The organism is Streptomyces sp. NRRL S-87, assembly GCF_000719335.1.
Taxonomy (GTDB): domain Bacteria; phylum Actinomycetota; class Actinomycetes; order Streptomycetales; family Streptomycetaceae; genus Streptomyces.
This window is the reverse complement of sequence record NZ_JOGB01000024.1, coordinates 118837-135360: the sequence shown is the minus strand read 5'-3', so window position 1 is coordinate 135360 and position 16524 is coordinate 118837. Positions and strand designations below refer to the sequence as shown.

Annotated in this window: 16 protein-coding genes and 1 pseudogene; 7 read left to right on the top strand and 10 right to left on the bottom strand. The window is 73.6% G+C overall.

Annotation, left to right across the window (positions count from 1 at the left end):
• The 4 genes from IF43_RS0117670 to IF43_RS0117655 form a co-directional block, all read right to left on the bottom strand.
• Positions 1-444: phosphoadenosine phosphosulfate reductase family protein (locus IF43_RS0117670; RefSeq protein ID WP_037888927.1), on the bottom strand; the 444-nt coding region annotated here is incomplete at its 3' end.
• Positions 441-1022, bottom strand: coding sequence for an adenylyl-sulfate kinase (cysC, locus tag IF43_RS0117665; RefSeq protein ID WP_051795573.1), 582 nt, complete (start codon positions 1020-1022; stop codon positions 441-443). The genes cysC and IF43_RS0117670, both read right to left, overlap by 4 nt.
• Before the next feature lie 120 nt (positions 1023-1142).
• Positions 1143-1919, bottom strand: coding sequence for an alpha/beta fold hydrolase (locus IF43_RS0117660; protein ID WP_030201114.1), 777 nt, complete (start codon positions 1917-1919; stop codon positions 1143-1145).
• A gap of 324 nt (positions 1920-2243) precedes the next feature.
• Positions 2244-2705: a carboxymuconolactone decarboxylase family protein gene (locus tag IF43_RS0117655; protein ID WP_030201112.1), complete on the bottom strand. Its 462-nt coding sequence runs from the start codon at positions 2703-2705 to the stop codon at positions 2244-2246.
• Positions 2706-3217: 512 nt separating this feature from the next.
• Between IF43_RS0117655 and IF43_RS0117650 the strand changes: the two genes are divergently transcribed.
• Positions 3218-5275, top strand: a complete 2058-nt coding sequence (locus IF43_RS0117650) for an MMPL family transporter (RefSeq protein ID WP_234332257.1) — start codon at positions 3218-3220, stop codon at positions 5273-5275.
• 207 nt (positions 5276-5482) lie between these two features.
• Here IF43_RS0117650 and IF43_RS0117645 read toward each other — a convergent pair.
• From IF43_RS0117645 to IF43_RS0117625, 5 genes and pseudogenes are all read right to left on the bottom strand, one after another.
• Positions 5483-5734, bottom strand: a pseudogene (locus IF43_RS0117645) (helix-turn-helix domain-containing protein); the annotation flags it as partial.
• A 55-nt stretch (positions 5735-5789) separates the two neighbouring features.
• A complete protein-coding gene (locus IF43_RS0117640; RefSeq protein ID WP_030201104.1) occupies positions 5790-6200 on the bottom strand; it encodes a VOC family protein in 411 nt (136 codons plus the stop codon).
• A gap of 103 nt (positions 6201-6303) precedes the next feature.
• Positions 6304-7056 (bottom strand): SDR family NAD(P)-dependent oxidoreductase, encoded by a 753-nt coding sequence (locus IF43_RS0117635; protein ID WP_030201102.1) that lies wholly within the window; start codon positions 7054-7056, stop codon positions 6304-6306.
• Positions 7057-7202: 146 nt separating this feature from the next.
• Entirely contained in the window at positions 7203-8012 is an 810-nt protein-coding gene (locus IF43_RS0117630; protein WP_051795550.1) for an SDR family oxidoreductase, read from the bottom strand.
• Complete coding sequence (locus tag IF43_RS0117625) at positions 8009-8680, bottom strand: ScbR family autoregulator-binding transcription factor (protein ID WP_234332252.1); 672 nt, start codon at positions 8678-8680, stop codon at positions 8009-8011. Before IF43_RS0117625 ends, IF43_RS0117630 begins: the two co-directional genes overlap by 4 nt.
• 90 nt (positions 8681-8770) lie before the next feature.
• Here IF43_RS0117625 and IF43_RS36545 point away from each other — a divergent pair, with 90 nt between their 5' ends.
• Together IF43_RS36545 and IF43_RS0117615 are read left to right on the top strand one after the other, a co-directional pair.
• Complete coding sequence (locus IF43_RS36545) at positions 8771-9865, top strand: ScbA/BarX family gamma-butyrolactone biosynthesis protein (RefSeq protein ID WP_063753354.1); 1095 nt, start codon at positions 8771-8773, stop codon at positions 9863-9865.
• 390 nt (positions 9866-10255) lie between these two features.
• Positions 10256-11758 carry a M4 family metallopeptidase gene (locus tag IF43_RS0117615; protein WP_078910246.1) on the top strand — a complete coding sequence of 501 codons (1503 nt, stop codon included), beginning with the start codon at positions 10256-10258 and terminating at the stop codon, positions 11756-11758.
• Between the two features lie 166 nt (positions 11759-11924).
• Here the strand turns inward: IF43_RS0117615 and IF43_RS36540 are convergent, their stop codons facing one another.
• Positions 11925-13277: a transposase gene (locus tag IF43_RS36540; protein ID WP_063753353.1), complete on the bottom strand. Its 1353-nt coding sequence runs from the start codon at positions 13275-13277 to the stop codon at positions 11925-11927.
• 130 nt (positions 13278-13407) lie between these two features.
• Between IF43_RS36540 and IF43_RS0117605 the strand changes: the two genes are divergently transcribed.
• From IF43_RS0117605 to IF43_RS42760, 4 genes are read left to right on the top strand one after another with little or no spacing between them, the layout of a single operon-like run.
• Entirely contained in the window at positions 13408-14046 is a 639-nt protein-coding gene (locus IF43_RS0117605; RefSeq protein ID WP_030201085.1) for a TetR/AcrR family transcriptional regulator, read from the top strand.
• Complete coding sequence (locus IF43_RS0117600) at positions 14043-14879, top strand: AfsR/SARP family transcriptional regulator (protein ID WP_063753352.1); 837 nt, start codon at positions 14043-14045, stop codon at positions 14877-14879. Before IF43_RS0117605 ends, IF43_RS0117600 begins: the two co-directional genes overlap by 4 nt.
• The gene (locus IF43_RS0117595; protein WP_030201079.1) at positions 14879-15463 is read left to right on the top strand and encodes an RNA polymerase sigma factor; all 585 of its coding nucleotides are present in this window, start codon (positions 14879-14881) and stop codon (positions 15461-15463) included. The genes IF43_RS0117600 and IF43_RS0117595 overlap by 1 nt, the downstream gene beginning before the upstream one ends.
• Complete coding sequence (locus IF43_RS42760; protein ID WP_234332246.1) at positions 15460-16521, top strand: Ada metal-binding domain-containing protein; 1062 nt, start codon at positions 15460-15462, stop codon at positions 16519-16521. Before IF43_RS0117595 ends, IF43_RS42760 begins: the two co-directional genes overlap by 4 nt.
• Positions 16522-16524 lie beyond the last annotated feature (3 nt).

Below are 16524 nucleotides of genomic sequence, written 5' to 3'. Positions count from 1 at the left end.
GTCGCGGCGGCCGCCGCCGAAGACGGCGTCGAAGCGGTGCTGCTGGATCGCCTCGGTCAGCGGGACGGTCTGCAGCGGGTTGCGGACGCCGTCGGGGCGCTCCCTGAGCTTGCCGGCGTCGATGTACTCCTGGACCGAGGCCACGTGCAGGCGCAGGTTGTGCTCGGCGACGATGCGGTCGCGGTAGGCGAGGACCTCGGGGAAGTTGTGGCCGGTGTCGACGTGCAGGAGCGTGAAGGGCACCGGCGCGGGGGCGAAGGCCTTCAGCGCCAGGTGCAGCATGACGATCGAGTCCTTGCCGCCGGAGAAGAGCACCACCGGCTTCTCGAACTCCCCCGCCACCTCACGGAAGATGTGCACCGCCTCGGACTCCAGCGAGTCCAGGTGCGTCAGGGCGAAGGGGTTCCCCGCCGCCTCGATCAGACGCTGGGTCGCGGTCGTCATGCCAGGCCCCTCTCGGTCAGGAAGGTGTGCAGCTCGGCTGCGGACTCGCCCACCGAGCGGCCCTGCGTCTGGATGCGCAGTTCCGGGCTCTCGGGGGTCTCGTACGGGTCGTCGACGCCCGTGAGACCGGAGATCTCGCCGGCCGCCTGCTTGGCGTACAGGCCCTTCACGTCGCGCTGGGAGCACAGCGAGACCGAGGTGGCCACGTGGATCTCCAGGAACGGCGTGCCGGCGGCGGCGTGCCGGGCACGGACGGCGGCGCGGGAGTCGGCGTACGGGGCGATGACCGGCACCAGCGTCTTGACGCCGTGCGAGGCCAGCAGCCCGGCCACGAAGCCGATCCGCTGCACGTTGGTGTGCCGGTCCTCGCGGGTGAAGCCCAGGCCCGACGAGAGGAACTCGCGGATCTCGTCGCCGTCGAGCACCTCCACCTCGTGGCCCTCGACGCGCAGGCGGTCGGCGAGGACACGGGCGAGGGTGGTCTTGCCCGCGCTGGGGAGCCCGGTCAGCCACACGGTGGCGCCGCGCTCGCTGGGGGCGGCGGCCGGGGCCGCCTCCGCGGTGTCCCCGGCGGCCAGGGTGTGAGCCGTGGTCACGGTGGTGTTCTCCCGGGAGGTAGATGGCGGACTTGCAGGGATGGGTCGAGCACGTCCCCGCGCGCTGCAGGGCGGCGGCGCGGGCCGGGGCGGCACGACCTTTCAGGCGGTGGCGAACTCGGCCAGCGTCCGGCCGAGCACGTCCATGTCGATCCGGTGCCAGGATCCGGACAGCTCGAGGCCCCGGCCGTTGGGCAGGGCGTCCGCGGTCGCCTGCGCCGCCGCACGCAGCCAGACGCTGGTGCTGTCGCTGTTGAGGACCAGCGTCTCGGTCCGGAAACCGGCGAGCCGGTCGGCCGGGACGGTGAAGTCGCCGCAGATCTCGATGTCGTAGAGCAGCGTGTGGGCGTTCGTCTCGTTGACGGCCCAGATCGGGCTCCTGCGCCACTCCGCGACCGTGTCGGGGGTGAGGCCGAGCACGGGGCCGAGGAAGAACTCGGCCGCCTCGTCGCGCCGGTCGCGCGCCAGGAGGTCCTGGATCGTCCGCGCGGCGTTGAAGGGGGGCTTCGGGAACCCGTCCACCCGGAAGAACGGCTCGTGGAGCGCCAGCCTGGTGATCGGCGTGCCCGCGAGCGCCGCCTTGATGGCCAGGTTCGCGCCCGTGGAACCGGCGAACACGGCCGCCGAGCCGCCCGCCTCCTCGATCACCGCCTGGAGATCCTCGACCTCCCGCTCGACGGCGTACTCCGGAGCGTCACCGCTCTGGCCGCGCCCGCGGCGGTCGTAGGCGTACACGGTGCAGTGCTGCGCCAGCTCGGGAACGAGATCGTTGAAGATCGTGTGGTCGCGGAACGCACCGTTGAGCAGCACGAGCGCGGGGCCCTCGCCCGACTTCTCGTAAGCGATCGTCGTGCCGTCCCGGGAAACGACCTTGCGCATCTCGCACTCCTCGTGCCGACCGGAGGTGCTCTCACCTCGCCCTGTGTCGGCAGCTTCGAGTGCGTCGATGGATCACCGGTCGAGAACCGATAGCGGCCCGCTTGCGCCGCCCGCCGCCCCTCGCGGCGGCGTCGGCGCGCATGCGTCGACGACCAGCCAGAACGCGAGGCGGGGACAACGCGGACGGCCGTTCCCCACGCTTCGGCACCGGGCAACGAAGCGCTGGGGAACGGCCGCTGTGTGGAGGAGTGCGGGCCGCGTGGCCCGCGGCCGACGGGACGGCCGGCCGGCCCTCCCGTCGGCCCCGCGTCCGGCGGGGAGTGCCTAGCCCCAGTTCTGGCCGGCGGGCTCCTGGATGGTGACGTTCAGCCGGTTGAAGAAGTTCGTCGTCGCGATCATGAGGATGAGCGCGGCGAGCTGCTCCTCCGAGAAGTGGTCGGCGGCCGCGTCCCACACGTCGTCCGGCACGCCCTGCCCGCTGCGGTCGGCGAGCCGGGTGGCGTGCTCGGCCAGCGCCAGCGCGGCGCGCTCGGCGTCCGAGAAGAACGGCGCCTCGCGCCAGGCGGCGACGGCGTGCAGGCGCTCGTCGGTCTCACCGGCCTTCTTGGCACCCGTGGCGCCGGCGTAGACACAGGCGCTGCAGCCGTTGATCTGGCTCGCGCGCAGGTGCACCAGCTCCAGCAGGCGCGGGTCGACCCCGCCCTTGTGCATGGCCTTGTAGAGGTTCTGGATGCCGCTCATGGCGTCCGGCAGAACCTGGGCGGGGTTCTTCATGCGAGCCTTCATCGGGAGCTCCCTCAGTAGGTGTTGTCCGTTCGCCACAACAATGACGGAGCACGCCCCGCGAATGGGACCCGCAAACTCGAGAATTGCTTGAGCGGTGGGACGCCACCCCACACGACCAGCGACGATGCGGCGGACCTCCCCCACGCGCACGACGGGCCGACCGCCTGACGGCCGATCATGGGGCCGCTCCTCGCATTCCCGCTCGAACGCGTAAAGCCTGAATAAGGAATCAGCCAGAATCGGGCCGCCATCAGGCGTGGGAATCAGGGTTCCAGCCAACTCGAGGGGCGCTCTATCGGGACTCCACCGCCCAGGTGAAGAACCTTTGTGTAACCAGTCCCGTACGAGCCCCCGCTCCACGGCTCCTGACCCTCAGCGAGAGTCACATGACGACCCAGATCCCGGCACCATCCCCGACGGAAACGGATCCACCGCCCGCTACCTCCCCCACCGTTGCGAGCCGATACGCCTCCTTCGTCGCCGGCCGGCGCTCCAAGTGGGTCGTGCTCGTCGTGTGGCTCCTTCTCATGGGCATCGGCGGCTCGCTGGCCGCCGGCCTGGCGGACGTACAGGACAACGACCCCGAGACCTGGCTCCCCTCGAGCGCCCAGTCCACCAAGGCGGTGCAGCTCGCCGAGGACTACTTCGCCGACAAGGACTCCAGCACCGCGGTCATCGTCTACGCCCGCGAGGGCGGCCTCACCCAGGCCGACCTGTCCAGGATCGACGGCGACCGCGGCCGGCTCGCCGACGTGGCCTCCGGCAACGTCACCTCCGCCGTGGTCTCCCAGGACAAGGTCGCGGCCTTCGTCAGCGTTCCGCTGCGCACCTCGCCCAGCGACGTGACCGTACTCACCGACGGGGTGAAGGAGGTCGACAAGGTCACCTCCGCCGGCGCCCCCGCCGGTCTCGACATCAAGATCACCGGTGAGGCCGGCAGCATCGCCGACTTCGCCGACGTGTACTCCGGCATGGACGGCGCGCTCATGGGCGCAGCGCTCGGCGTGGTGGCGCTGCTCCTGCTCATCACCTACCGCAGCCCGGTGCTGTGGCTGATCCCGCTCATCGCCGTGGGGCTGGCCAGCCAGGTGGCGAGCGGCGTCGTCTACCTCCTCGCCAAGCACGCCGGCCTGGTGGTCAACGGGCAGAGCGCCTACGTCCTGATGGTGCTGGCGGTGGGCGTCGGCACCGACTACGCCCTGCTGCTCATCGCCCGCTACCGGGAGGAGCTGCACCGGTACGAAGACCGCCACGACGCGATGGCGCTGGCCGTGCACGGCTCGCTGCCGGCCCTGGCCGCCTCCGCCGCGACGGTGACGATCGCGACGCTGTGCCTGGTGTTCGGCAGCATGAACAGCACCAAGGGTCTGGGACCGGTCGTCGCCATCGGCGTGGTCCTGGTGTTCTTCGCCATGACCTCGCTGCTGCCGGCGCTGCTGGTGATCCTGGGCCGCTGGGTGTTCTGGCCCGTGAAGCCGCGCGTCACCGAGGGCTACGACCCCGTCTCGGCGCAGGGGCACGGCAAGTGGGCCCGGATCGCCGGGGCCGTGGCACGCCGCCCGCGCGCGGTGTGGATCGGCACGGCGCTGGTGCTGGGCCTCATGACGCTGGGCATCGCCGGCGTGCAGACCGGCCAGACGCAGGCGGAGCAGTTCACCAACAAGGTCGAGTCGGTCACGGGCCAGCAGGTCCTGGCCAAGCACTTCCCGGCGGGCTCGTCCGCTCCCGCGGACGTGTACGTCCCCGACGCCGGGGCCGACGCCGCGGCGGCCGCCGTCGCCAAGGTGCCGGGTGTGTCCTCCGTGAACACCCAGGTGGCCAAGGGCGGTTGGACGCACCTGACCGCGGTGCTGCGCGACGCTCCCGACTCCGCGGCCGCCAAGGACACCGTCCGCGACATCAGGACGGCGCTGGACGGCGCGAGCGGGCCGGCCTCCAAGGCGGTCGTCGGGGGCCAGACCGCGGTGGCGCTCGACGTCTCCGAGGCGCAGGGCGACGAGGAGAAGCTGCTCATCCCGCTGATCCTCGCGGTGGTCCTGGTGATGCTCCTCGTCCTGCTGCGGGCGGTCACCGCGTCGCTGATGCTGCTCGTGTCCGTGGTGCTGTCGTTCGGGGCGGCCGTCGGTGCGGCCTCGCTGCTGTTCCACGCGCTCGACCACGCGAAGATCGACCGCGGGCTGGTCCTGTTCGGCTTCATCTTCCTGGTCGCGCTGGGCGTCGACTACACCATCTTCCTGATGACGCGTGCCCGGGAGGAGGTGGCACTGCGCGGGCACCGCGAGGGCATCACCACCGCGGTCACGGTGACCGGCGGTGTCATCACGTCGGCGGGCGTGGTGCTGGCCGCCACGTTCCTGGTCCTCGCGGCCATCCCCACGGTGAGCGCACTGCAGCAGGGTCTGCTGGTGGCGGTCGGTATCCTCCTCGACACCTTCCTGGTACGCAGCCTGCTGGTTCCGGCGCTGGCCCTGGACCTGGGGCCGCGCATCTGGCGGCCGGGCCTGGCGGCCCAGGAGGCGGCGCCGCACGAGTCCGGGAACACCCGGGCCGACGTACCGTCCACCGTCTGAGCCGGGGGTCTGACGTCGCGGCTCACGCGACGTGCTGACCCGAGGCTCTCCGGGACGAGCAGGTGGCCGTTCCCCCCGCTTCGAGGTGTCACGCCACGAAGCGCCGGGGGAGCGGCCGCCGCGTGCGTGTGCGCCTGTGTGCGCGCGTGTGCGTGTGCGCGTGTCCCGCGGCCGAACCGCGGGTCAGGCTCCGGTGGCGCCGGGGCCGCCCCGCAGCAGCAGCGCCGCCGCCCGCTCGATGCGACGCGTCATCAGGTACGCGGACGGCGACTCGCCGTAGGCGTCCCGGAACTGCAGACTCAGGTGCTCGACGGACATGTCCGCGTCGCGGGCGAGCGCCTCCACGTCCAGCGGCTGCGCGTACTCCCGGTCGATCCGGTCGCGGACGCGGCGCAGCCGCGCGAGATCGGACAGGCGCTGCGCCTGGATGCGCGCACGCCGCCATTCGGGCCTGCACATGAGATCCCTCCCCTTCGTCCTTCGACTCCGCACGCCCGCACCGGCACCCGCGGGTTCAGCGGACCTCCTGGATGCGGACCAGGTTGCCCGCCGGGTCGCGGAACGCGCAGTCGCGGATGCCGTACGGCTGGTCCGTCGGCTCCTGGACCACCTCGGTGTCGCCGGCTCGCACCCTCTCGAACACGGCGTCGACGTCCGGGGCGGCCAGCAGGATCCAGCCGTAGGTGCCCTTGGCCATCATCTCGGTCACCGTGCGGCGCTCGTCCTCGGTGATGCCGGGATCGGCGGCGGGCGGCGTCAGGAGGATCGACACGTCCGGCTGCCCGGCCGGGCCGACCGTGATCCAGCGCATCCTGCCCTGGCCGGCGTCGCTGCGGACCTCGAAGCCGAGCACGTCGCGGTAGAACACGAGAGAGGCGTCCGGGTCGTCGTGCGGCAGGGACGTCGTGTGAATCGTGATGTCCATGCACATCAGGCTAGATGCGGCTTCACGGACCCCGCTTCTCGGATCCTGCTCGGCCCGGACGCGCGGGGACGGGCAGGGTCCGCGCGGTGCGGCTCCGGACCGGTCAGGCGGCGGTCCACCCCCCGTCCACCGGCACCGCCGCGCCCGTGACGAAGGAGGCGCGGTCGCTCAGCAGCCAGGCGGCGGCCTGGGCCACCTCGTCCGGGGCGGCCATGCGCTGCTGCAGGGAGCGCCGGGTGAACGACTCCATGAGGGACGGGGTGTGGTCGAGCACCTCGTCCATCAGCTCGGTGCGGGTGCTGCCCACCACCAGGGAGTTGACCCGTACGCCCCGGGCGGCGTACTCGGCGGCGGCGGCCCGGGTCAGGCCGATCACCGCGTGCTTGGCGGCGACGTAGGGAGCGGTGGCTCCGGTGGCCAGGACGCCGGCGACGCTGGAGGTGTTGACGACGGCGCCGCCGCCGCCCTCGGCCAGCACCGGGATCTGCCGCTTGAGGCAGTTCCACACCCCGCGCAGGTTGACGTCGAGGACCCGGTCGAAGACCGCGTCGTCGGTCTCGTGGAGCGGCGTGCCCGCCGTGGCCCAGCCGGCGTTGTTGAAGGCGCCGTCGAGGCGGCCGTACGTCTCCACCGCGGCCGCGACCGCGCGGTCGACGTCCGCGGGGTCGGTCACGTCGCCCGCCACCGCCGAGGCCAGGCCGCCGGCCCCGGTGATCTCCTCGACGAGGGCGTCGAGCCGGTCCCGGCGGCGGGCGGTCAGCACCACCGCGGCCCCTTCGGCGGCGAACCGGCGGGCGGCCGCGGCGCCGATGCCGCTCGACGCGCCGGTGATCATGACGACCTTGTGCGCAAGCATGCGTAATCCGCTCATGATCCGGCGTTTTATCACATGATGGCAAACGTCCGGCGAGGTGCCGGACAGGGCCGGTGCGGGGTCGGACCGCCCTGACGGCCCTGACCGGCCCGGACCCGCCCGGACCCGCCCCGCACCGACTTCCGGTGTCACAGCAGCGACTGGCCGCCGTCGACGGTCAGGACGGTGCCGGTGACGTACGCGTTGGCCATCAGGAACAGCGCCGCGGCGGCCACCTCCTCGGCCGTCCCGTAGCGCCCCAGCGGCATGGCGCGCCCGGCGTCGGCCACGGCCGCGTCGTCCGGCAGCCGGCGCCGCAGCATGGGTGTGTCGGCGGTGCCCGAACGCACCGCGTTCACCCGGATCCTGCGCGGTGCGAGTTCCACGGCGAGGGACTTGGTGAGGCCCTCGACGGCGGCCGCGGCGGCGATCACGGCGGCGCCGTTGGGCACCGGCCGCACGACGTAGACGCCCGAGAGGTACGTGATCGAGCCCCCGGCGGCCAGCCGGGGCGTGGCGGCCCGGGCCACGGCGTAGGCGCCCCAGAACCGTCCCTCGACGCTGTCGGCCACGTCCTCGCGGGTGGTCGCGGTGACCGCCCCGCGGGTGGCGGTGCCCGCGGAGACCAGGACGTGGTCGACCGTGCCGAGTTCGCCGAGCAGGGCGCCGAGCCGCTCCTCGTCGCGCACGTCGGAGACGTACGTCCGCACCGGCGCGGGCGGCGCGCCCGGCGCGGTACGGGCGGCCCCGGCGACGGAGGCCGCGGCCGCGGCCAGCCGGTCGGCGTCGCGCCCCACGAGGACGGGCCGGGCTCCGAGGCCGGACAGCAGCCGCGCGGCCGCCAGGCCTATGCCCGAACTTCCCCCGACCAGCACGACGGTGGCTCCGGCGAGCGACTCCGGCAGCGGGGACCGGACGGGCGTGGGCGCGGCGGGCGGCGTGGGGCCGGGGGCGGTCACGCGGCCGGCTCCGTCGGCACCAGGGACGCGGCGCGGCGCACGCTGCACCGGACGTTCGGGGCCGCGCCCTCACTCGCGATCCCGGGCAGCAGCAGGTCCCACATGGCCACCGTGCGGCGCGGGAGGTCGGTGCGCCGGGCCACCAGGTCGGAGTACAGCTGCATTCCCGTGCAGGCGCTGACCACGAACTCGGCGACCTGGTGCGCGTCGACACCCGCGCGCAGTTCGCCGCGCTCCGCCGCGTCCCGCAGGCAGGCCTCCATGATCCGCTGCCACTCGTCGAACGACTCGGAGCTGTGCATGCCGAAGCCGGACTGCTCGACGGCCAGCCGCACGCCCGCGCGCAGGATCTTGTCGACCTGGAGCTGGTGGGACCAGACGAGCGTGATGTCGACCAGGCGCTGCAGCCCGTCGGAGCGCAGCTTGGGCACGATCGTCTCCGGCTGCGCGTTCATCACGGCAGCGGCCAGTGCTTCCTTGTTGGGGAAGTGGAAGTACACCGCCCCGAGGGTGATGCCGGCGCGTTTCATGATCTCGCGCATGCTCGCCCCGTGGTAACCCGCCTCGTCGAACACCTCGGCGGCGGCCAGGATGATGGCCGCTCGCGTTTTGACCGCCCGTTCCTGCTTCAACCGCGGCTCGACCACGAGTTGATCCTCCCTCGACAAACAAAGCGAACGTACTTTACTTTACAGGCGAGTCGCCCGGCCCGTCCGGTTGCCCGGGACTCCCCTGTACGCACGCCAAGGGGGAATGGCATGCTCATCATCGACGAACGCCCCGAGGCGCCCGCATCCGGCGCCCTGACCACCACCGTCGCCAAGGAGTACGTGCACAGGGCCGCCCTGTCGGACGTGTTCCTCACCGGCTGCGCCGCCAGCGGCCCGGACACCTTCGTGATCGGCGCCCAGTGGCCGCGGCTGCACGGCTTCTACCAGGCCGACCACGGCCTCTACGACCCGCTCCTGCTCTGCGAGACGATCCGCCAGACGCTGCCGCTGCTGATCCACACCCAGTACGGGGTGCCGTTCGGCCACCAGTTGATGTGGAGTCACCTCCACTACGCGGTCAACCCGCAGGCCATGCCCGTCGGCCGCACCCCGGCCGACATACGCCTGCACGTGACCTGTACCGACGCCACCTACCGGCGCGGGTTACCCGCGGCGCTGAGCCTGCGCTACGAGATCACCCGCGGCGACGACCTGCTGGCCGTCGCCAGCACCGACTTCAGCTGTCACACCCCCGCCGTCTACCGCCGCCTGCGGGCGGGGCGCGACAGCATCAAGGCCGCCTTCTGGGACATCCCGCGGCCGCCCGTCCCCGTCCTGCCCGAGCACTGCGCCCGCGAGCGCGCCCAGGACGTGGTGCTGGCGCCCGCCGACCGGGCCGGGCGGTGGCAGCTGCGCGTGGACACCGCGCACCCCGTCCTGTTCGACCACCCCGTGGACCACGCCCCGGGCATGCTCCTGCTGGAGGCCGCCCGGCAGGCCGGGTACGCCGCCCGGCCGGGCGACGCGGCGGCGCGCTGGCCCGCCTCCATGGACGTCGCCTTCCGCAAGTACGTCGAGTTCGACCAGCCGTGCTGGATCGAGGCCCGGCCGGCCGCAGCGACCGGGGCGGTCGGTGCGGCCGATGCGGTCCGTGCGGCTGCTCCGGCCGGTCCGGCCGGGACGCCGGAGCCCACCGAAGTGACCGCCGGTGGCGAGGACCGCCACCCGGGCGGCCCGGCGGACCCGGCGGACCCGACGGGGCCGACGGAGCCGGCCGAGGCGGTGCGCGTCACCGCCGTCCAGGGCGACGGCACGGCGTTCGAGGCGCTGGTCGGCCTCCGCGACGTCTCCGGGATCGCCTGACCGGGCCCCTCGCGCCCGCCTCCCCGGGCCGTACGGCGGACCCGGCCCCGCCGTACGGCCCGCACGTCTGCCCCGGGTACGTGAAGGGTGCGCGAGGGGTGCACGAGGGACATGTGAAGGCCGCACGGAGACCGTGGGGACCACGTGTGGCGAGGTCGGGTGACCGAACGGGGAGGTAAACCGGAAAACGGACACGGGAGTTCGCCCTTCGGACAACAGCAGGTCAAATGCTTGTTGCGCACCTGTCAAATAGATCGTTTCGCTGGCACTCTTTCGACCCAGTCCCCCACGACTGACGAAGGAGCTCGCGTGGCTACCCACCCCCGGTCCTCTTCCCCCCGCACCTCTCGCGCCCGGGCCGCCGCAGGCGCCCTGGTCGCGTCGGCGGCGATGGTCGCGCTCGCGGCGCAGAGCGGCCCCGCCGCCGCCCAGCCCGACCGGTCCGCCGCCGCGAGCGCGGTCGTCCAGACCGCCCCGCAGCGGGCCGCCGCCATCGCGCAGGCGCAGGCCGGTGCCGCCGCCACCGCCAAGGCCATCGGCCTGGGCTCCGGCGAGGCCCTGGTCGCCCGCGACGTGATCCGCGACGGCGACGGCACGGTGCACACGCGCTACGAGCGCACGTTCGCCGGCCTCCCGGTGCTCGGCGGCGACCTCGTGGTCCACAAGAAGGCCAACGGCGCCCTGCGCACCACCCGCGCGATCGCCGCGAACATAGCCGTGCCCACCGCCACCTCGGCCGGGACCACGGCCCCCAAGGGCGCCCGCAAGGTCGTCTGGGCCGCCACCGGCAAGCCGACCCTGGCCTGGGAGTCCGTCAAGAACGGCACCGACGCCGACGGCACCCCGTCCCGGGTGCACACCATCACCGACGCCCGCACCGGCAAGGTCCTCTACCGCTACGACGCCGTCTCCAGGGGCACCGGCAACAGCCAGTACAGCGGTTCCGTCCCGCTCGGTACGACGCTCAGCGGCAGCACGTACCAGCTGACGGACGGCGGCCGCGGCGGCCACAAGACGTACGACCTGAACGGCGGCACCAACGGCACCGGCTCGCTCTTCACCGACGCGGACGACGTCTGGGGCAACGGCTCGGTGACCAACCGCCAGACCGCCGGTGTGGACGCCGCCTACGGCGCGGCCGTCACCTGGGACTTCTACAAGAACGAGCTGGGCCGCCTGGGCATCCGCGGGGACGGCGTCGGCGCCTACTCCCGCGTCCACTACGGCAACGCGTACGTCAACGCGTTCTGGGACGACAGCTGCTTCTGCATGACCTACGGCGACGGCGCCGGCAACACCAAGCCGCTGACCTCGCTGGACGTGGCCGGCCACGAGATGAGCCACGGCCTGACCGCGTCCACCGCCGGCCTGAACTACAGCCGTGAGTCGGGCGGCCTCAACGAGGCCACCTCCGACATCCTCGGCACCGCGGTGGAGTTCTACGCGAACAACGCCTCGGACGCGGGCGACTACCTCATCGGCGAGAAGATCGACATCCGGGGCAACGGCACGCCGCTGCGCTACATGGACAAGCCCAGCAAGGACGGCTCCTCGGCCGACTACTGGTCGAAGACCGTCGGCCGCCTGGACGTCCACAACTCGTCCGGCGTGGCGAACCACTTCTTCTACCTGCTGTCCGAGGGCAGCGGCGCCAAGACGATCAACGGCGTGAGCTACAACTCGCCCACCTACGACGGTTCGACGGTCACCGGCATCGGCCGGGTCAAGGCGTACAAGATCTGGTACAAGGCGCTGTCGACGTACATGACCTCCACGACCAACTACGCCGGCGCGCGGACCGCCACGCTGCAGGCGGCGAGCGACCTGTACGGGGCGTCCAGCGCCGAGTACGCGGCCGTCGCCAAGGCCTGGACGGCCGTGAACGTGAAGTAACCGCGGTCCGCGGAGGAGCCGCCCTCCACCGCACCCTTCCGGGCCCCGTGCCGACGGTCCACCGTCGGCACGGGGCCCGCCGCGTTAACGGCGTTAACGCCGCGCCCTGTTGTGCCGGGCCCCGGGGTGCCCGGCCCGCGCCCTCCGGCCCGTCGTGCCGGTGGCGTCAGCAGCCGGCGTGCTGCAGTGCTCGAGGGGGTGCGGCCGGGCCGGGCCGGGGCGTCGGTCGGGCGGGGCGGTGGCCGTCCGGGTCCGTCGGCGCCCCGGAGAGGGCGTGCCAGCCGTACGCCGCCGACACCAGCGTCGTGTGGTGGTGCCAGCCGGGGAAGGAGCGCCCCTCGAAGTCCAGCAGCCCGAAGTCCTCGCACAGCGCGTCCACCGCCGCGCCGGTGCGGGCCTGCGCGTCGACCAGGGGCAGGAGTTCGTCCGGTCGGGCGTGCACGAGGTTCGTCAGCCAGATCCGCGCCGGCCGGTCGCGCCGCGGCCGCCACTGGGCCAGCAGGCGCAGGGTGTGGGGGGAGTGGGGCAGGTGCACCGGCCCGGAGAGCGTCCACAGCGGCCCCGCGGAGCCGCGCCCCGGCAGGCCGGGGAGCCGGCGGGGCGGCGCCGGCGGCCGCAGGGACGTGCCCCGCTGCAACAGGTGGTCGTCCACGCACAGGCGCTCGGCCGGGGATGGCCCGCGCGGATGCCGCTGGGCGCCCAGGGCCGGCCCGGCGTGCACGGCCAGGTTGCCCGGTACGGACACCAGGAAGCGGTGGCTGCGACCGCTGAGGCCCGCGGCGAGTGCCGCGCAGTCGTCCAGCTCCGTGCCGTCGGCGACCACCGGAGGGGGGTCCCCCGCCGTGCGCCCGGCCAGGGCGTCGACCAGGTCCAGGGCCTGCCCCCACAGCGGGCGCGCGTCGGCGGAGTCGGGTATGCGGGCCCGCCGCCGTAAGCGGGGGTCCCCGCACCAGGCCTCGGGCAGGTGCAGCCGCCAGTCCACGGGGACGGCCCCGCGCCGGGTGGAGACGTGGATGCCCATGCCCACCTGGCAGTTGACGAGCCGTCCGGCCGCTTCGTCGAAGCGGCGGTGCACCCCCACCGAGTGCCCGCCCCGCTTGGGGGCGACCACCGCCGACAGGGTCCAGGCCAGGACCGGGGCCCGCTCGCCGGCCCAGCGGGCCAGGGCCCGCCTCGACGGCTCCCACGGCCACGGGCTCTCGCTGACGAACTGGTGCAGGGACTGCGACGCGGTCGGCGCGGCCGACACCGCCGCCGCCATCCGCCGCACCGACTTCCGGCCCGGGGTGCCGAGCAGGCCCTTCACGTAGGTCTCCGCCCAGCGGCGCTGGTCCTGGCGCGGCAGGTGCCCGAAGACCTCCTCGGTGAACGCGGAGAGGGCGGCGGACCGTTCCGTCCCGGGGCCGGACGCGGACGGGGGCGCGGATCCGGCCGCGGGCGTGCGCGCTGACGTGGAGGCGGATGCGGACACGGGCGCGGACGCGGGTGCGGACGGGATCGAGGAGCGGTGGACGGCCATGGGCGTTCCCCCTGTGCGCGCGTCATCAGTCAGACGGTTGACACAAAAAAGCATAGCGAACGTTCTCTATGTTCTAGGATGGCGCGAGGCCCCCGGGCCCGACGGATCCCGACGACACGGAGAAGAGTCCATGGCACGGCAGCAGAGAGCCATGCGCACCCGCTCACTCCTCGTCCAGGCGGCCTCGACCGAGTTCGACCGCTCCGGCTACGAGGGCACGACCCTGACGCAGATCAACCAACTCGCCGGCATCTCCATGGGGGCGCTGACCTTCCACTTCCCGACCAAACGCGCCCTCGCCGAGGCCGTGCAGCAGCAGGGCCGCGAGCAGGTGCGCGACGCGATCGCCGACGTGGTCGCCAAACACCGACCGGCCCTCGCCACCGGCGTCGCCCTCACGGTGACCCTCGCCCGGTTGCTCGAGGAGAACGTCGAGGTCCGCGCGGCGGCCCGGCTGGCACGCGAGTGCTCCCGCTCCACGTGGGCCTCCGAATGGCTGCCCGTCCTGCGCGACCTGTTCCGCCGCGCCCAGGAGGAGTGCGGCCTGCGCCCCGGCAGCGACCCCGACGCCCTGGCGGCCCTCGCCGCCCACCTCGTGGCAGGCGCCGAACTGCAACTGCGCGACGAACTGGCCCTGCGCGGCGGCGCGGAGTCCCTGGCCGGCGACTCCGCGGCGAGCCCGGTGGTCCAGCTCGCCCAGATCTGGCGGGTGGTGCTCCGCGGGATCATCGTCAAGAGCATCAGCGAGTACGAACAGGACCTCGTATGAGCGCGCCCGCCCCGCCCGGCGCCGGCGGCTCGGTCCGGGCCGGCGTCCTGGGCCCGCTGTCCCTCGTCGTCGACGGCGAGAACCGGACCCCCAGCGCCCCCAAGCCCCGCCAACTGCTCGCGTTCCTCCTGCTCAACGCCAACCGCGCGGTCCGGGCCAGCGACTGCATCACCGAGTTATGGGGATCGCACCCGCCCAAGACCGCGATGTCCACCCTCCAGACCTACGTCCTCTACATACGCCAGATCCTGCGCAGCCCGCCCGCCGACCACAGCCGCACCCTCGTCACCCGCAATCAGGGCTACCAGTTCGCCCTCGACCCCCGGGCCAGCGACCGGCTGCGCTTCGAGGCCCTGGCCGCCCGCGGCCGCGAGGCCTCCGCCGCCGGCGCACCGGAGCGCGCGACCCGGCTGTTCGCCGACGCCCTCGCCGTCTGGCGCGGGCCCGTGCTGGCCGACGTGACGTCAGGTGCGCTCAGCTCCCCGCACATCGTCGAGCTGGAGGAGGCGCGTACCAGCGTCCTCCAGTGGCGGGTCGAGGCCGACCTGCGCCTGGGCCGCCACCGCGAGCTCCTCGACGAGCTGCGGACCCTGGCCGCCGCACACCCCACCCACGAGAACATCCACGCCCAGTACATGCTCGCCCTCCACCGCTCCGACCGGCGCGACGAGGCCCTGGGCGTGTTCCGGCGGCTGCACAGCCGCCTCGGCGACTCCTTCGGCATCCAGCCCGTACCCCGGCTGCGCCGGCTGTACGAGGCCATCGACGCCGACGACCCCGTGCTCAGCGCACCCCCAGCAACCCTTTCCCCGAGGGCGGTGTTTCTCCAGTGATGGACAAGGTGGCCGAGCAGCTGACAGACCTGCTGGCGGCGGATCTGGACGACGGCTTCACGGAGCTCGTCCGCATCCACGCCAGGGGGGTGCACGCGTTCCTGCTGCGCGTGTCCGGGTCGCCCGCGGAGGCGGACGACCTGGGGCAGGACACGTTCCTGCGCGCCTACACGGCGCTGCAGTCGTACTCGCCCGAGCGCCGCAGGCAGCTGAGCCCGCGCGCCTGGCTGATGACGATCGCGGCGAACGTGTGGCGTAATCATGTGCGCAGCAGCGTGCGCCGCCCGGTGTCGGTCATGCGGGTCGACGACGCCCAGGACACGTGGTCCGACCACCGGCCGGGGCCCGCCGAGCGGGCACTGAACGCCGACGACCGCGGCCGCCTGGTCGCGGCGCTGTCGGAGCTGCCGGAGTACTACCGGATACCGGTGGTCTTACGGCACGTGGTCGGCATGAGCTACGCCGAGGTGGCGCAGGTGCAGGGCTGTCCGGTCGGCACCGCCAAGGCACAGGTCTCGCGCGCGATGGGGGACCTGCGGCGGCTGTTGGCGCCGGACGAGGAGCTGAGGGAGGTGAGGACGTGAGCGGACACGAGGCCCCGTGGGGGGCTCGGCACGGGGACGCGCACGAGGACGCGACCCCTCACGAGCCGCTGCCCGGAGCCGGGGCCGAGGACATGCCGCCGGCCCCGGTGGACTTCGCGCTGCGCATCCTCCAGAGGGTGGGCGTCCCACGGGACCGCTACGACACGTACGTCTCGCTGGACACGCCCGCGGGCGCGCTGTTCGTGGCCTTCACCCCGGAGCGGATCACCGGGTCCGCCCTGGGCGGCGCGGGGCTGACCGCCGAGGGGTTCGAGGAACTGCACCGGGCCCGCACCGGGCGTTCCGCGATCCCGGCGCGCAAGGCGTTCCCCGGGCTGGCCACCGCCTTGCGCACGGCGCGCGCCCGCGCCCTGCCGCTGGACCTCGGGCCGGCCGGGGCGCCGGCCACCCGCGTGCTGGCGGCCGTACGCACGATCCCGCCCGGCCAGCTGCGCCCGATGTCCTGGATCGCCCACGAGGCGGGTACGGGTCTGCCGGCCGGACCCGGAACGGCGTCCGCGACCGGCCCGGCACGTGCGACCGGCCCGGCCCCCGGGACCGGGACCGCGGCCACGACCGGTGCCACCGGCGGAGCCACCAGCGGCGCCGCGACCGGAGCCGCGAGCGGAGCCGCGGACGGCACCGGCCCCGCAGCCGCGGACGGTTCCGGCCCCGGAACCGAGGACGGCACCCGGACGCGGGAGGCGGCCGACCTCACGGAGCGGCTGGCCGCCATCCTGGCGTCCAACCCCCTCCCGGTCCTGGTCCCCTGCCACCGCGTCACCTACGACAACGGCGCGCCCTGCGACGCCGGCTACCTGCCGGCCGCCGGGGAGGCGCTGCGCCGGGCCGAGGGCATCGACATGGCCGAGGTGCGCCAGTGGTCGCGCAGCGGCGCCGTCTTCCTCGGCAGCGACACCACGCACATCTACTGCCACCCCACCTGCGCGCACGCCCGGCGCATCACGCCCCCGCACCGCGTACCGTTCGCGAGCGCGGGCGAGGCCCACCGGGCCGGCTACCGCGCCTGCAAGAGCTGCCGCCCGGTAGCGGTCTGACGT

Bases quoted from the DNA above. Each gene is read 5' to 3' on its own strand.
- IF43_RS0117660 (WP_030201114.1), bottom strand. From the start codon at position 1,919: ATGCGCAAGGTCGTTTCCCGGGACGGCACGACGATCGCTTACGAGAAG.
- IF43_RS0117655 (WP_030201112.1), bottom strand. From the start codon at position 2,705: ATGAAGGCTCGCATGAAGAACCCCGCCCAGGTTCTGCCGGACGCCATG.
- IF43_RS0117640 (WP_030201104.1), bottom strand. From the start codon at position 6,200: ATGGACATCACGATTCACACGACGTCCCTGCCGCACGACGACCCGGAC.
- IF43_RS0117635 (WP_030201102.1), bottom strand. From the start codon at position 7,056: ATGCTTGCGCACAAGGTCGTCATGATCACCGGCGCGTCGAGCGGCATC.
- IF43_RS36545 (WP_063753354.1), top strand. From the start codon at position 8,771: ATGCTCATCATCGACGAACGCCCCGAGGCGCCCGCATCCGGCGCCCTG.
- IF43_RS0117615 (WP_078910246.1), top strand. From the start codon at position 10,256: ATGGTCGCGCTCGCGGCGCAGAGCGGCCCCGCCGCCGCCCAGCCCGAC.
- IF43_RS36540 (WP_063753353.1), bottom strand. From the start codon at position 13,277: ATGGCCGTCCACCGCTCCTCGATCCCGTCCGCACCCGCGTCCGCGCCC.
- IF43_RS0117605 (WP_030201085.1), top strand. From the start codon at position 13,408: ATGGCACGGCAGCAGAGAGCCATGCGCACCCGCTCACTCCTCGTCCAG.
- IF43_RS0117600 (WP_063753352.1), top strand. From the start codon at position 14,043: ATGAGCGCGCCCGCCCCGCCCGGCGCCGGCGGCTCGGTCCGGGCCGGC.
- IF43_RS0117595 (WP_030201079.1), top strand. From the start codon at position 14,879: ATGGACAAGGTGGCCGAGCAGCTGACAGACCTGCTGGCGGCGGATCTG.